The organism is Paenibacillus sp. PAMC21692 (assembly GCF_014303795.1).
Lineage (GTDB): Bacteria > Bacillota > Bacilli > Paenibacillales > Paenibacillaceae > Pristimantibacillus > Pristimantibacillus agaridevorans.
On the sequence record NZ_CP060293.1, the window covers coordinates 8,145,791 to 8,160,977 of the forward strand.

The 15,187-nt window shown below is 55.1% G+C and carries 13 protein-coding genes; 8 read left to right on the forward strand and 5 right to left on the reverse strand.

Features of this window, described 5'->3' with window-relative positions:
• Positions 1–190: 190 nt before the first annotated feature.
• The 7 genes from H7F31_RS32350 to mnhG are packed head-to-tail and all read left to right on the forward strand — an operon-like array spanning position 191 to position 5,970.
• Positions 191–2,587 (forward strand): Na+/H+ antiporter subunit A, encoded by a 2,397-nt coding sequence (locus tag H7F31_RS32350; RefSeq protein ID WP_187102198.1) that lies wholly within the window; start codon positions 191–193, stop codon positions 2,585–2,587.
• Entirely contained in the window at positions 2,584–3,006 is a 423-nt protein-coding gene (locus H7F31_RS32355; protein WP_108995335.1) for a Na(+)/H(+) antiporter subunit B, read from the forward strand. Before H7F31_RS32350 ends, H7F31_RS32355 begins: the two co-directional genes overlap by 4 nt.
• A gap of 1 nt (position 3,007) precedes the next feature.
• A complete protein-coding gene (locus H7F31_RS32360; RefSeq protein ID WP_087571939.1) occupies positions 3,008–3,346 on the forward strand; it encodes a Na(+)/H(+) antiporter subunit C in 339 nt (112 codons plus the stop codon).
• A complete protein-coding gene (locus H7F31_RS32365) occupies positions 3,339–4,814 on the forward strand; it encodes a Na+/H+ antiporter subunit D (RefSeq protein ID WP_187102199.1) in 1,476 nt (491 codons plus the stop codon). The genes H7F31_RS32360 and H7F31_RS32365 overlap by 8 nt, the downstream gene beginning before the upstream one ends.
• Before the next feature lie 43 nt (positions 4,815–4,857).
• Entirely contained in the window at positions 4,858–5,334 is a 477-nt protein-coding gene (locus H7F31_RS32370) for a Na+/H+ antiporter subunit E (protein WP_087571941.1), read from the forward strand.
• Positions 5,334–5,618, forward strand: a complete 285-nt coding sequence (locus H7F31_RS32375; RefSeq protein WP_187102200.1) for a Na(+)/H(+) antiporter subunit F1 — start codon at positions 5,334–5,336, stop codon at positions 5,616–5,618. The genes H7F31_RS32370 and H7F31_RS32375 overlap by 1 nt, the downstream gene beginning before the upstream one ends.
• A complete protein-coding gene (gene mnhG, locus H7F31_RS32380) occupies positions 5,596–5,970 on the forward strand; it encodes a monovalent cation/H(+) antiporter subunit G (protein ID WP_261800217.1) in 375 nt (124 codons plus the stop codon). The genes H7F31_RS32375 and mnhG overlap by 23 nt, the downstream gene beginning before the upstream one ends.
• 638 nt (positions 5,971–6,608) lie before the next feature.
• On the opposite strand, the gene H7F31_RS32385 is transcribed toward mnhG, so the two are convergent.
• From H7F31_RS32385 to H7F31_RS32405, 5 genes are all read right to left on the reverse strand, one after another.
• The gene (locus tag H7F31_RS32385) at positions 6,609–8,327 is read right to left on the reverse strand and encodes an ABC transporter ATP-binding protein (RefSeq protein ID WP_187105659.1); all 1,719 of its coding nucleotides are present in this window, start codon (positions 8,325–8,327) and stop codon (positions 6,609–6,611) included.
• 122 nt (positions 8,328–8,449) lie between these two features.
• Entirely contained in the window at positions 8,450–9,265 is an 816-nt protein-coding gene (gene fdhD, locus H7F31_RS32390) for a formate dehydrogenase accessory sulfurtransferase FdhD (RefSeq protein ID WP_187102202.1), read from the reverse strand.
• A 23-nt stretch (positions 9,266–9,288) separates the two neighbouring features.
• A complete protein-coding gene (locus H7F31_RS32395) occupies positions 9,289–11,649 on the reverse strand; it encodes an FdhF/YdeP family oxidoreductase (protein ID WP_187102203.1) in 2,361 nt (786 codons plus the stop codon).
• Positions 11,650–11,842: 193 nt separating this feature from the next.
• Positions 11,843–12,340 carry a translation initiation factor IF-3 gene (gene infC, locus H7F31_RS32400; RefSeq protein ID WP_187102204.1) on the reverse strand — a complete coding sequence of 166 codons (498 nt, stop codon included), beginning with the start codon at positions 12,338–12,340 and terminating at the stop codon, positions 11,843–11,845.
• Between the two features lie 189 nt (positions 12,341–12,529).
• Positions 12,530–13,924, reverse strand: a complete 1,395-nt coding sequence (locus tag H7F31_RS32405; protein ID WP_187102205.1) for an MATE family efflux transporter — start codon at positions 13,922–13,924, stop codon at positions 12,530–12,532.
• 184 nt (positions 13,925–14,108) lie between these two features.
• Between H7F31_RS32405 and H7F31_RS32410 the strand changes: the two genes are divergently transcribed.
• On the forward strand, positions 14,109–14,993 hold the full coding sequence (locus H7F31_RS32410; protein ID WP_187102206.1) for a helix-turn-helix domain-containing protein: 885 nt from the start codon (positions 14,109–14,111) through the stop codon (positions 14,991–14,993).
• The last annotated feature ends 194 nt before the right edge of the window (positions 14,994–15,187 follow it).

Here is a 15,187-nt window from a genome sequence, read left to right on the forward strand (position 1 = left end):
CGGCAGCCGCGAATGAACATCCGAGAGTGCTCCCGTATCGAGACATTGACTACAGAGTACTGTTTTTACTTGGTTCTGTCAATGCGATTAGTGTATACTATTAGTTGGCATTACTATCTGCGCGGGTTAAAAATTGCGTACAGCCGATATGAACTATAATGAGTTTAAGTACATATTAGGAGGTCACAAGTTGTCTTTGCTGCATTTTGCCGTTTTGCTGCCTTTCCTCTATACCATCTTTGTGCCGTTGTTTTTCAAGAAATTGCCCCGTATCCACACGGGCTGGTTCGTGATCGTGATCCCTCTGCTTCTATTCGTTTATTTCCTGACGAATTTCCCGGTTCAGACCGACTCTCCCCCCATTGTTCATTCCGTTCCATGGATTGCTTCTGCCGGCATCCACTTCTCGCTGCATCTGGACGGTCTGGCGCTTTTATTCGCTCTTATCATTACAGGTATTGGCACTTTGGTTGTACTTTATTCCATTTATTATATGTCGATGAAACGCGAAGCTCTCCATAACTTCTATGTTTATTTGCTTTTGTTTATGGGAGCCATGCTCGGTATCGTTTTATCCGATAATCTGATGGTTATGTATGTGTTCTGGGAGGCGACCAGCGTATCGTCCTTCCTGCTCATTGCCTATTGGTACCAGCGCAAAAAATCGCGTTACGGCGCGCAGAAGGCGATGCTTATTACCGTATTCGGCGGCTTCGCCATGCTTCTCGGCGCGCTGATGATCGGGACGGCCGCAGGAACATTCAGCATTCGCGAGATCATCGGCATGCGGGAGACGCTCGCCGATCATGCTCTGTTCCTCCCTGCCATGCTCCTGATTCTGCTTGGCGCGTTTACCAAGTCCGCGCAATTTCCGTTCCATATCTGGCTGCCCGACGCGATGGAAGCGCCGACTCCGATCAGCGCTTTCCTGCATTCCGCCACGATGGTCAAGGCCGGCGTCTATCTGGTTGCCCGCTTCACTCCCGTGTTCGGCGGCGATATGAACTGGTTCTGGATTATTGCGATCGTCGGTACGCTAACCCTGTTCTGGGGTGCTTTCATGGCGATCCGACAGACCGACCTTAAGGCGCTTCTTGCCTATTCCACCATCAGTCAGCTAGGGCTTATCATGTCGTTGCTCGGCATCGGCTCTCTGGCGCTTAACCCGGATTTCGCGGCGGAGGCCGATTGGTTCGAGGCCGCCATTCTCGCCGCAATCTTCCATCTGTTCAATCATTCCATATTCAAAGGCTGTCTGTTCATGGTTGTTGGCATACTTGACCACGAGACGGGCACCCGCGATATCCGCAAGCTCGGCGGACTGATGAGTCTGATGCCCGTATCTTTTACGCTGACCGTCATCGGCGGCTTGTCTATGGCCGGCCTGCCGCCGTTCAGCGGCTTCCTGAGCAAGGAGATGTTTTTTGCCGGGGTGCTGGCAGCGAACACGCATACGGAACAATGGACCTTGTGGCTGCCGATAGCGGCCTGGGTAGCCAGCATTTTCACGTTTGCCTATTGCCTGATTCTCGTATTCAAGACGTTTACGGGCACCTACCATCCGGACCGACTGGACAAAAAGCCCCATGAGGCGCCGATCGGCATGCTGATTCCGCCAATCTTGCTTGCTCTTATCGTCGTATCCGCGTTCTTCTTTCCGAATCTGCTGTCCTATAGTCTCTTCGAGCCGGCCATACATTCGGTTCTGCCCGGACTGCGGCTGCCTGGGGAGACCTTCTATGTAAAGATTAAAGCTTGGCACGGCTTGAACACGGAGCTGTACATGACGATCGGCATAGTCGTAGTCGGCACGCTTCTGTACCGCACCTATAAGAAGTGGGGTGACGTCTACAACCTTCTTCCGCACAAGTATACGCTGGGCAGTCTGTACGACAACGGGCTTGCAGGCGCCGAGAAGCTTTCAGCCCGGATAACCAGCACCTATATGAACGGCTTCCTTCACAGCTATCTGAGCTATATCTTTGTATTTATCATCCTTCTTGTCGGCGGCTCGTTCGTGCTGCTGGACGCTTTCGGCTACGACCTGTCGACCAACGCCGAGATCGGCTTGTACGAATACATTCTCGCGGGCGCAATCGCCGTATTGGCCGGCTTCGTCATCTCCGTCACCTCCAGGCTGACGGCCATCATTGCCGTGGGAGCGGTCGGTTATCTGGTCTCGCTGCTGTTCGTCATCTTTAGGGCGCCGGATCTCGCGTTGACGCAGCTCGTCGTCGAGACGATTACGACCGCGCTGTTCCTGCTGGCCTTCTACTTCCTGCCCAAGCTGAAGACGGAAGTGACACGCATTCGGGTTAAGATATCCAATCTGCTCATCTCCATCGGCATCGGTGCCCTGTTTACGCTAATCGGCATTGCTGCCCAAGGAAGCAATCAATTCAAGCCGGTATCCGAATACTTCCAGAATGCCTATGAGCTGTCCGGCGCCAAAAACATGGTCAACGCGATTCTGGTCGACTTCCGCGCGTTCGACACGATGCTGGAAAGCGTCGTGCTGTTCACGGCAGGCATTGGCGTATACACGCTGATCAAACTTCGCAAGTCAAGGAAGGGGGGACAGCAGTGAAATTCCCTGACGTTATTCTGCAGACCGCAGCAAAAATACTTGTGTTTATCATCATGATTTATTCCATCTACATCCTGTTCGCGGGGCATAATAATCCAGGCGGCGGCTTTATCGGCGGTCTGATCACGGCTTCAGCGATTATGCTGCTGTATCTGGCGTTCGACGTGGAGACCGTAGGCGAAATTATTCCGTTAGACTTCAAGATCATCGGCGCCGTCGGCGTCATGCTGGCTCTGCTGACGGGGTTCGGAGCGGTGCTGTTCGGAGTGCCGTTCCTGACGCAGGTCTATCAATACGTGAATCTGCCGCTGCTCGGCAAGACCGGGCTGGGCACCGCTTTCGTGTTCGACCTGGGCGTCTATCTGGCCGTTGTCGGCACTACGGTAACAATAATTCGAAGCATTAGCGAGGACCTATAGTATGGAAATATTGATGACAATCGTCGCCGGTACGTTGTTCACCTCAGGTGTCTACCTCATTCTTAGCAAGACGCTTCTGCGCATCATTATGGGTCTGTCCCTGTTCACGCACGGCGTTCACATTATGTTGATGTCCATTAACGGCTTAAAGCGGGGCGCGGCTCCGCTGCTGGAAGAACAGGCTGCAAGCTATACCGATCCGGTGCCGCAGGCGCTTATTCTGACATCCATCGTTATCAGCTTTTCGCTAACCGCATTTTCGCTTGTGCTGGCTTACCGCACGTATAAGGAGCATGGCACCGACGATGTGGAGCGGTTAAGGGGACAAGATCATGAATAATATCGTTGTTTTGCCATTGTTTATACCTTTAATTTTGGGCGTTTCCCTGTTTTTCATCCGCAAGCATATCCGGCTCCAGCAATGGATAGCGGCTTTGGCCGCTCTTGCCACGCTCGCGGCATCGCTAATGCTGATGGGCCAGATTTCTTCGGAAGGCATACAGGTGCTTCATATGGGAGGATGGGAAGCTCCGTACGGCATTCCGCTCGTTGCGGATATGCTGGCCGCTATACTCGTCGCCGTCGCTTCGATCGTTACATTCGCTTGTCTGCTGTTCTCCTTTCATTTCATTGGAGAAGAACGGAAGAACTATTACGTGTATCCTCTGATGCTCATTCTACTGTGCGGAGTAAACGGATCGTTCCTGACGGGCGACATTTTCAACCTGTTCGTCTTCTTCGAAGTCATGCTTCTCTCGTCTTACGTGCTCCTCAGCTTAGGAGGCGGGAGAGTTCAATTGCGCGAAACCGTCAAATATATTGTCATTAATATTGTGGCATCCAGTCTATTCGTTATTGCCATTGCTTATCTGTACTCGATCACGGGCACGCTTAACTTGGCGCATATCGCGGAGCGTGTAGCCGAGAACGGCCAGAACGGCTTGACCACCACCGTCAGTCTGCTGCTGCTCACCGTATTCGGTCTGAAGGCGGGATTGTTTCTATTTTTCTGGCTGCCCGGCTCTTACAGCGCGCCCTCCGCTCCCATCGCCGCGTTGTTCGCGGCGCTGCTGACCAAGGTCGGCGTCTACGTCATTATCCGGATGTTCACGCTTATCTTCAATCATCAGCCGCAAATTACGCACACGATCATCCTGTGGCTGGCCGCCCTGACCATGATATTAGGCGCGATCGGAGCCATTGCGTATTGGCGCATCAAACAAATCCTCGCTTACAATGTCGTTGTTTCGGTCGGCTTTATCCTGTTCGGCGTTGGCGTCGCCACCGATGCCTCCTTGGCGGGCTCCGTCTTCTACCTGGTCCACGATATGATCGCCAAAGCGCTGATCTTCATTCTTGGCGGAGCCGTCGTATTCGTCGCCGGTACCGACCGGCTGCGCGAGATTAGCGGTTTGATCCGGTACCGCCCTATATTGGGCTGGCTGTTCTTCCTGTCAGCGCTGGCGCTTGCCGGCGTCCCGCCGCTAAGCGGCTTTATCGGCAAATTCCTTATTCTGCAAGGCGGCGTGCAGGCCGAGCATTATCTCATGGCCGCAATCAGCCTGCTGACGAGCCTCATGGTGCTTTATTCCGTTATCAAAATTTTCATCAACAGCTTCTGGGGCGAATCGCTGCTAAGCGAAGGGGAGCAGAAGTCAAGCGCCCGCGGCACCCTGCTTCCGGGCTTCCTGCTCGCCGCGCTGGTCGTCGGACTCGGACTTGGAGCGGATACCTTTATGCCTTATGTAGATCAAGCGGTTGAGCCCCTGGTGAATCCGCGAATTTATATCGACGCGGTATTATCGTAATGCGCGCGCAACAGATGCATTTCGCCGGAAGGATGTGTTCGGAATGACCCTGCAAATCTTGCTTAATCTATTGATTGCCGCCATGTGGATGATGCTTCACGATACATGGAACATGCTGACCTTCGCAATCGGCTTCGTGCTTGGCGCAATCATCTTGTTCGGGATGAGAAGATTTTTCCCTGCCCCCTTCTATGGAAGAAAGTTCTGGTTTCTTCTCAAGCTGGGCTGGCTGTTCAGCATCGAGCTGCTTGTCTCCAGCATTGTAGCCATCGAACAGATCATTCGGCCCCGGCTCAACATACAGCCTGGCGTATTCCGGATGCAGACGAGAATGAAGACCGAATGGGAGCTGTCTTTGCTCGCCAATCTTATGACGCTCACGCCGGGGTCGGTTGTTATGGAGATTGCCCCGGAGGATGGGTTGATGTACGTACACGCCATGGACGTGCCCCGGATGAAAAAGGGCATTATCCGAACGAAGGACAAGTTCGAGGATGTCATAATCGAGGTGATGCGCTAATGTTCCAAACACTGCTTATGGCGTCCATTATTATGCTTACCATTTCGATCTCGATCGCGCTTTATCGGGTCATTCGCGGCCCTTCGCTGCCCGATCGGATTCTCGCGCTGGACTCCATCGGCTACAATATTATCGGCATCGTCGCCGTATTATGCATGATGCTGGACTCCAGCTCCTATCTGGAGACGATCCTGCTGATCGGCATATTGGCTTTCCTGAGTACGGTCGCGTTGTGCAAGTTTTTGGAGAGGGGCGTTGTCATTGACCGGAATAGAAACGATTGAGTCTATCGTCGTCGTCATGGTGTTGATCGGTACGGTGCTAAGCTTGCTCAGCTCGCTCGGCTTCCTGCGTTTTCCGGATGTATATACACGTTCCCACGCGGCAACGAAGAGCATTACGCTCGGCATTTTATTTATCTTGTTAGCTACGTTCCTTTACTTTTTATTCGTCCACGATCAAGTCAGCGTACGGCTGCTGCTCGGCATCATATTCGTCTTCCTTACGGCGCCCGTGACGGGACATCTTATCGCGAGATCCGCTTATCGTTACGGCGTCAAGCCATCAGGCGTTCAGGATGAACTGGCCGCCGACCTGGAGAAGGCCAAAAAACGCGCAAGCGCGTTGGACAAATGAGTAAACCTCTGTATTAGGCACGTCAACGATGGCGGGCCTCCAGCTTTGCTTTGCAAAGCTGGGGTTATGCAAAGTTGCTTTCATAAGGACACAGAGTTCAACGCACAAGGTAGGTTTGACGCACAAGAGGTTTAAGGAGCAAGAAAAGTTTATGCACAGAGTAGATTTATGGCACATGGGAGGCTTTATCAATCTCCAAGTGTTGATAGAGGGAAAACCTCCCTCTAATCCTCACTTTTTCGCCCTTTTGGAAAAATAGAGGGAAATGTCCCCTCTAAACCGTGTGATTTCTGGGCTTAACCACGTATTTGCCTGGATTAGCGGGAGGATTTCCATTTATTCTCGCTGAATCCGTTAATAATCGAAAAATAATGGGACTTTTTCCCGTTAATGTATAAGTCGTGGGTAACGTTTCCCATATCTATAATCAGAAAAAGGGGTTGTCACTTCAGGTGACAGCCCCTTTTTCTCTCACTTTAAGCCGATTTTCTCGGCATACAGCGCTATGGGCGCCCTCCCACCAGCCTCTAAGCCGAATTTCTCGGCTTACAGCGCTTTGGGAGCCTTGGTTAATGGCGAGCTGCGCCTTTGGAGTTAGCTCATCCTTCTAATTCAATTTGTATATGCGCAGAATCCCATTATCCGCGGCCGAATTGCGCCTCATGCAGCCGGCTGTAGATGCCGCCTGCTGCAACCAGCTCATCATGACGTCCTTGCTCGCTGATGCCCTCTTCGGTAACGACGATAATTCGGTCGGCGTTCTTGATCGTCGCCAGCCTGTGCGCGATGACCAGCGTTGTGCGGCCGACGGACAGCTCGGACAGCGACTGCTGGATCGCTTGCTCCGTCTCGGTGTCGAGCGCGGAAGTCGCTTCGTCGAGGATCAGGATCGGCGGGTTCTTGAGGAACATCCGCGCGATAGCCAAACGCTGCTTCTGTCCGCCGGACAGCTTTACGCCGCGTTCGCCGACGACCGTATCCAGACCATCCGGCAACGAACCGATGAACGCCTCCAGCTTCGCCCGGCGCGCCGCTTCCATGATCGCCTCGTCGCTTGCGCCCAGCTTGCCGTAAGCGATGTTCTCGCGGATCGTGCCCGCGAACAGGAAGACGTCCTGCTGCACGATGCCGATGCTCTTGCGCAGCGACTCCAGCTTCAGATCGCGTATATCGTGTCCGTCGACGGTAATGCGGCCGCCGGAAATTTCATAAAATCGCGGCAGCAAGCTGCATAACGTTGTTTTGCCCGCTCCTGACGGGCCAACAAATGCGATTGTCTCCCCGGCGTTAATGGAAAGATTAATGCCGTCAAGCACCTTGGCTTCGCCTTCGTAGCCGAAATCCACATTCTCGTAACGAATATCTCCGCGAAGACGGTCCACTTCTTTTGCATCGGGTCGATCCGCCACGTCCGGTTCGGTATCCATCAGCTGAGTGTAACGTTTGAAGCCTGCGATGCCCTTCGGGTAGCTCTCGATAACGGCGTTAATTTTTTCGATGGGCTTGAAGAAAATGTTCGTCAACAAAATGAACGTGAGGAAGTCGGCGTAGGACATTCCATCCGTAATGACATAATAAGCGCCCGCGATCAGCACGAACAGCGATACGACACGCATCAGCATATAGGATACGGAAGCATTCATGCCGATGATTTTGTACGAAATGAGCTTCGCCTCGCGGAACCGCAGATTGTTGCCTTTGAACAGCTTGCCTTCATGTTTCTCGTTAGCGAACGCTTGAACGACGCGAATGCCGCCAACCGTATCCTCGACGCGCGCGTTGAAGTCCGCCATGTCGCTGAAGAGGCGATTCGCCGCTTTCGTCATGCGCCCGTTGAAATAAAGCACGAGCCAAATAATGATCGGCACGATAATGAAGGTCATGATCGCCAGCATCGGGTGAATGAACAGCATGATCCCGAATGCGCCTACCAGCGTCATGGCCGCGATGAACATATCCTCGGGACCGTGATGCGCCACCTCGCCAATCTCGAACAAGTCGTTCGTAAGACGCGAGATAAGGTGGCCCGTCTTCGTGTTGTCGAAGAAGCGGAATGAAAGCTTCTGCACATGATCGAACAGCGCGCGACGCATATCCGTCTCGATATTGATGCCGAGCATATGCCCCCAGTAGGTGACGATATAACTCAAAAACGTGTTGATGACATAAATAAGCAGCAGCACCGCGCCTGCCGATACGATCAATCCCCAGTTCTCATCCGGGAGCAACGTTTCGACGACGTAGCCAACGGCCAGCGGGAAGCTGAGCTCCAGTATAGCCAACAGCACCGCGCAGCTGAAATCCAGGAAAAACAGTTTCTTATAAGGCTTGTAATACGAAAAAAAACGACGCAGCATGGTAGTCTCCTGTTCATCTGTATTCGATCCTCCGTCCATGGCTGACGCCTCTAGCCGGGTTACGGTCTTGATAAAGGTTTTCAATAACCTCTTTAGCATTTTCACCTAACGCTTGTCGTGTGTCAAGGTAATCCATGACTTATAATCAAACGTTCCCGGTGCGTATATACGCTAAATCTCCGTCCCCGGATGAATCCGATGCAAGTAATGCCTAACTCGTCCGCAAGCTTGAGCGCGAGATCGGTCGGGGCGGACTTGCTGAGCAGCAAGCCGCAGCCCATCTTGGCCGCCTTGAGCACGACCTCCGACGACAGCCTGCCGCTGAACGCGATAAGCTTATCTCCCATCCTCGCGCCATGGAGCATGCTGTAGCCGTACAGCTTGTCGAGCGCGTTGTGCCTGCCGATGTCCGTACGCACCGCAAGCAGCTCTTCCGGCGTACATAACGCCGCATTATGGACGCCGCCCGTGCTGATGAAGTCCGCCGAACTCTCCTGCAACGCGGCCATCAGCGACCATACCTGCTCATCCGTCACCGTCATCCGCGTCATAATCGTCCTGGCCGTCAACATATCCCCGTGGTAATAAAACTGCCGACCCTTCCCGCAGCAGGAGCCGATAAATCGCTTGGACGAACGCTCCCGGCCGATCGACGGTTCTCCGTCCAGCACGACGTACGCATAGCCGCGATCTCCATCGATCGTCAGCTTCTTTACCTGCGAGGCGCTTCGAATCGCGCCTTCGGAAGCGAGGAAACCGTACACCAGCTCCTCCTGATGCGTAGGGGAACAAACCAACGTGCCGAATTCATCGCCGTTCAGCACGACCGTCAACGCGTATTCGCTTGCGATCTCATCCTCCAGCTCGCGAGGGATGCCGTCTTCGCCGACATGGAGCGTCTGCCACTTCGTCACGTTGCCGCGGCCGCCGTCATCCATTCCCGTCACCTCCGCAACTTCGTTTATTCCGGTACGTCCGTCTCCAGCTCCTCTAACCGCTTCTCCACGTACTTGGCATCCTTGAGCGCATGGAAGGTATCCGCCCGCTCCACCGCGACCGACGCATTGTATTCCGGAATACCCGCAAACGGCTCGTATTGACCGGCGGCGAACAACACATTGCCTTCCGGCCAGAACAGCTCGATATTGCTGGGAGCCACCGGTGCAAGCTTGGCCCGGCCATGGAACACGCCGCCCCGATTGTAAACGACGATAGCTTCCCCTTCGCGAATGGACAGCGTTCCGGCATCCTCGGGGTTGATCAGCACATCGTACCGATCCGCGCCGTTAAAGCTGTCCTTCTCTCCATAAATCATGGAGTTGAACTGCTTGCCGCGCCTTGTCGTCGCGTAGAATCGCCCTTCCGCCTTGCGCAGCTCAGGCAGCTCGACAGGTATCAGCTTCGCCTTGCCGTCCGATGTCGGACATTCGCCGTCCTCGCACAGCCAAGCTCCTCCCCATTGAAACACGTCCCCGCGCTTGCCAAGGCGTTCGATGCCGCGATAGTATGGCGCCGCCAGCGCGATCTCCGCCCGAATCGCGGCCGCGTCCCGTAATTTGACGGCGAAAGCCTCCGCCCCTTCCGGACGCACCCGCGCCGCCAACTCGCCGAAAATATCCCATTCGGCGCGCGCCTCAGCGATCCGAGGCCCTTGGATCTCCGGCGAATAATAGACCATCCTCTCGGTCGACGTCGATGTGCCTCCTCCCGGCTGCTCGTATCTGGTCATGGCGGGCAGGAGGATGACCTCCTCCGCGGCATCCAGCAGCGCCGAGCTGTTAAGTACGATATCCTGGTGGACGCGCAGCTCCACCGCCTCCAGACTGGCCTTCACGGAGGCGGGATCCGGCATGGTCTCCAGGAAATTGCCGCCCGACGTATAGAACAGCTTAAGCTTCCGCTCATGACCTTTCGGCAGCAACGCGTTTTCGAGCGAGACGCCGACGATGTCGCCCTGCCAGTCCGGGAGCTTAAAGCCCCATAGCCGCTCCAGCCGCTCGGCGTCCTCCGGCGAGAACTCGCCTCCCGGCAGGCTGAACGGATCCGCGCCCATCTCGCCGGAGCCCTGCACCCCGCTGTGCCCGCGAATGGGCATAAGACCGCAATGCTCCCTCCCCAGAAATCCCCGCAGCAGAGCGAGATTCGATACCTGCGAAATATTGTCCGTGCCGAATCGATGTTGCGTCAGCCCCATGCTCCATACGAATACGCCGGTGCGGGCTTCCGCCAACAGCTCGGCAAACTCGCGAATCCGCTCTCGCGACAGCCCGGAGGAGGACTCCAGCAGTTCCCACGGCTGCTGCTGCACATGAGCCCTAAGCTCCTTGTAACCATGAGCGTGACGCTCCACGAATGCATGATCAATCGCGGAGCCGGGGCGCTCCTCCTCCATCTGGAACCACGTCTTCATAACGCCGTGCATGAACGCGATATCCCCGCCGATGTTCACCTGATAGAAGTCGTCGGCGAGCTTCGTCCCGAACATCGCCGATTCCGGAATGGACGGGATCCAGTAGCCGTCCATCGCAGGTTCTCTATAGGGGTTGATGACGATAATGCGCGTCCCACGGCGTTTCGCGGCGTACATATATTTGGTCGAGACGGGCTGATTGTTCGCGGCCACGCTACCCCAAAAGACAAGCACATCGGTACCGATCCAGTCCTTATAGCTGCATGTCGAAGCGCCGACTCCGATGGAGCGCTTTAATGCAGTCTTCGAAGGCGAATGGCAGATGCGCGAAGCGTTGTCGATGTTGTTCGTGCCGATCCACCTGGCTGCTTTCGCCGCCGCGTAATATGTCTCGTTCGTAATGCCGCGGCCCGTCAAATAGAAAGCGATCGACTTCGGGTCGACGGCGCGCGCCTTATCCGCTATGCGAGAGAGCGCTTCGTCCCACGAGAGTCGGCGGAACCTCGTCTCTCCCCTCTCGCGAATGACGGGATAGGGCAGCCGTCCCAGCCGGCGCAATTCGGCGCTGCTGAGCTTGCGCAGCTCCTCGATGTCGGCATGCAGCAACCTTTCCGATATGGCTCGCATCGTATTTAGGCGCAGCACGTTCAAGCGCGTCGTGCATAGATGCGGTCCTTCCAGCGTCTGGTCGTACAAACCGGAGACGCCAAGCGCGCAGCCGTCGCAGACGCCCTGAGTCAATATTCTGTAAGCGTATGCAAGATTGTCCCGATTATCCCACGCCGCCTTCATCGTATCACGGATATGATGCGGCTTCGTTAGTCCCAGCCCAAATGGCCGCTTGCTGACCCACAGCTTGGCGTCCGGCCGCATGGGCAGCTTGATTCGTCCGGTATGCTGCGTCCTCCCCATCCTCTCGCCCTCCTGTCTTTATGTCCCAAAGCAAAAGGACCGTCTGCGCGAATGATGACACCACGATTGGCTTGCTCATTCCATGACGGTCCTGATTCTGGTTGCGCCTTGCTTGCGGTCAGTGTAACAAGAAATCGGCTTGCGGGCAATCCCTCGTTCGCGGCCTCTATGCGGCAAGCTTTGTACCGCCTAGTTATACCGGCAGCATCTCCACCGCTGCTTGCTTGCCGCTGAGCTGTATGCCCGTCGCTTTCTTCCCGCTCTCCGACAAGTCGGCTACCAAGCGTTCCAGCAGCGCCTTCGCCTTTGGCCCCTCCTTGCCGGAGATCTTGACGACGAGCAGCACCCGGTTGCCGGAATCCAGCAGCTTGGCCGCCTGCCTCAGCTTCGTATCGTAATCATGATCCTCGATGTCCGGCGTCAACCGAAGCTCTTTGACCTTGCCGGAGCCTTCCTTCAAGCGGCTCTCCTTGTTCTCTTGATCCCGCTGCGCCTTAGCCGAGCCGCGGCTGACCAGCTTGCAGGGCGGGGGACTGCTCATCAGCGACGTGCAGACGAGATCTGCCTTGGCCTCCTTGGCGAGCGCGAGTGCCTCTTGGCGGGACAACACGCCGAGAGACTCGCCATTCAGCCCCGTCAGCAGCACCTCGGAGCTTTTTATTTGTTCGTTCATCAAAAGTTTGCCTGACATATCGCGCTTCCTTCCTTTCCGTACTTGCATTCATTCCTTCCCAAACTTGCATGAGAAAACCTCTATCGAGGCCTCTCAACGATGAGCGACCGCGTTTAAATGTAGGTTTTATCGCCAATAAGAAAGCCGTTTTCGAAGACCGAAAACTTATACTTTCTTATGTGGTAAGAGAAGCGGGCTCTCCCTGCATTATACGTCAAGAGCGCCTTTTTGACGAACGCCCCGAATAGGCTTTGCCTCGACAGCCATGTCGCCGCCGGCTTCCCGCAGCTTCTTCCGCCCCCGCCATCGCATAAACGACAGCGCTCCCCGGAGATATTCATCCATAATCATTGCGACATAGATGCCCGTCAGCCCCCAGCCCAACCCGATGCCGAACCAATAGGAAACCCCGGTGGCAATGACGGATAACGAGCTCAGCGAGATCCACATCGTGTACTTTGTATCGCCGACGGCGTTCAGCGAGTTCTGAAGCGCCATGTTGACCATTTTGCCCGGCTGCAGAAGAATGTTAAGACCCAGAAGCGAAACGCCGAATGCGACGATAGCGCTATCTTGCGTGAACAAGCCAAGCACCGGCTTGCCGATCGCATAGATGACTAGGGCGTTTACGAAGACAAGTCCCAGACCGATCGCCAGCCCCCGATATGCCGTTCTGTAAGCCTCTTGCATACGGCCTGCCCCGAACAGATGGGCGATCTGGATTTGCAGTGCCAATGCGATGGAATATCCCAGCATAAAGCAGAATGATTCCAGCGTGTTCATATACGTCCGCGCCGCCAGCTCCGCCGCGCCGATCATGGCAATATAAGAGAATATCGCCATCTGGGAGAACACCCAGCACGACATATTGACGCCCAGCGGCCAGCCGATGCGCATGATTTCGCCGAACAATCCGCGATCGAACAGCTTGAAGTCACGGAGAGCGATGCGGCGTTCGAATGTATGCAGGAACATATACAGCAGCACCAATACGGCCAGCAGACGGCAGATAACGGTGGAGAGCGCCACGCCAAGCAGACCCAGCTTCGGGAAGCCCCACACTCCGAAAATAAACGCGTAATTCAGCGCAACGTGAACGACGTTCATTCCGATGGCGATATACATAGGGCCCTTCGTATTGCCGGTATTGCGGATAGCCGTGCTGAGCGACGACATCAGCGCGACCAGCACCATGCCTCCGCCGACGATCGACACATACGTTTCCGCTAAAGGAAGCAGCTCGCTTGGCAGCTGGAGCCAAGCCGATACCTCCTTCGGATACAAATAAAGCACGACGCTGAGCAACAGTCCCAGCCCGCCGCTGACGGTCAGCGACATGATGCCGATTTTCCTTGCATCCTCGCCCTTTCTTGCCCCCAGCTTGTGAGCGATCAAAATGCCGGCTCCGCTTGCTACCGTCACGAACAACGTCATGACCGCCGAAAATAATTGATTCGAAAACCCCACTACGGCAACCGCATCGTCCGAGATGCGGCTTACCATCAGCGTATCTGCCGCTCCAAGCAGAAACTGCAGGAACAGCTCGATGAAAATCGGCCAGGCGAGCGCCCATAATGTTAGTTTTTTGGCAGTATGATCCATGTTACAGCCTCCCGCCGGGGATCTGCGTAACAGCCCCTCATGTAGCTTGATGTCTTCTTGCATTATAGTTGGTATACTGAAAAAAAGGGTTCATAATTTCAACCGAAACTTTCAATATTCCAACCTGCTCGCCAGGAGGATTTTCGCATCAGAAGGATTGCCAAGTTAGGAGGATTTCCGCATTATGAGCATTATCGAATTTACGGTTCCGCCGTTGCCGCATTACATAATAGGAGGACATGCCGACATGCCGCCAGGGCGCAAGCATCCCGGACGCAGAGCCATCGGCGTGTTCGATCTGATCGTCGTAATCAAGGGAAGCCTCTATCTTGGCGAAGAAGATCGCCATTACGAAGTGAGAGCCGGACATGTGCTGATCCTGCGGCCGGATGCGGAACATTATCCGACGCGCGCTTGCGAGGAGGACACGGAATATTATTGGGCGCATTTCCACACGCTTGGAGGCTGGTCGGTAGCGGAGGATACGCTCGCCCCCGCAAGAATGAGCGATTCCGCTGAGCCCGTGCCCGTCGACGAACAATTCGCGCCGCGCCTGTTCGTCAAGCGGATTCCTCAATTCGCCAAAGCCGTCAAGCTGACCGTGCTGGAAAATAAGCTGCTGCAGCTGTCCCAGATGAGCATCAATGATCATATTCACGGCGTCCGCTGGAAGCAGCAGCTCCTCTTCCAGGAGGTTATCGACCTGCTGTCCGCTTCGGTCGAAGCCGGATCGCCGACGCCGGCGCTCGCGTGCGCCGAAAAAGCCGCCTCCTACCTCCGGCATCATTATCGGGAGGACATAACCGCGCAGTCGCTCGGCGAGAGCATCAACTTCCATCCCGTCTACATCGCGCGCTGCATGAAACGCGAATTCGGCTGCTCGCCTTTCGACTACCTGCTGCGCTTCCGCATTCAGCAGGCCAAGCTGCTTCTGCTGCAGACGGACCTCTCCGTCTCCCGCATCGCCGAGGAGGTCGGCTTCAATCAGTCGGCCTACTTCGCGACTTGCTTCGCCAGGTTCGAGGGGCTATCGCCGCGCCAATACCGCCAGCGGTTCTCGCTGAATTAGTTTTAGTTCGCCAAATTGGGAGGCAAGGGGCACGAGTATGATTTTTCGAGTACATTGCTACGGTTTGGGGCTACTGCGGCGTATCCTGTATGACTATTCGAGTACATTGCCACGGTTTGGGGCTACAGCGGCGTATCCTGTATGATTTTTCGAGTATATTGCCACGGTTTGGGGCTACTGCGGCGTATCCTGTA

Excerpts from the sequence above, each read along its gene's own strand:
- H7F31_RS32410 (WP_187102206.1), top strand. The coding sequence starts at position 14,109 with ATGAGCATTATCGAATTTACGGTTCCGCCGTTGCCGCATTACATAATA.
- H7F31_RS32395 (WP_187102203.1), bottom strand. The coding sequence starts at position 11,649 with ATGGGGAGGACGCAGCATACCGGACGAATCAAGCTGCCCATGCGGCCG.
- H7F31_RS32405 (WP_187102205.1), bottom strand. The coding sequence starts at position 13,924 with ATGGATCATACTGCCAAAAAACTAACATTATGGGCGCTCGCCTGGCCG.
- H7F31_RS32360 (WP_087571939.1), top strand. The coding sequence starts at position 3,008 with ATGGAAATATTGATGACAATCGTCGCCGGTACGTTGTTCACCTCAGGT.
- H7F31_RS32385 (WP_187105659.1), bottom strand. The coding sequence starts at position 8,327 with ATGCTGCGTCGTTTTTTTTCGTATTACAAGCCTTATAAGAAACTGTTT.
- H7F31_RS32365 (WP_187102199.1), top strand. The coding sequence starts at position 3,339 with ATGAATAATATCGTTGTTTTGCCATTGTTTATACCTTTAATTTTGGGC.
- infC (WP_187102204.1), bottom strand. The coding sequence starts at position 12,340 with ATGTCAGGCAAACTTTTGATGAACGAACAAATAAAAAGCTCCGAGGTG.
- H7F31_RS32370 (WP_087571941.1), top strand. The coding sequence starts at position 4,858 with ATGACCCTGCAAATCTTGCTTAATCTATTGATTGCCGCCATGTGGATG.
- fdhD (WP_187102202.1), bottom strand. The coding sequence starts at position 9,265 with ATGGATGACGGCGGCCGCGGCAACGTGACGAAGTGGCAGACGCTCCAT.
- H7F31_RS32375 (WP_187102200.1), top strand. The coding sequence starts at position 5,334 with ATGTTCCAAACACTGCTTATGGCGTCCATTATTATGCTTACCATTTCG.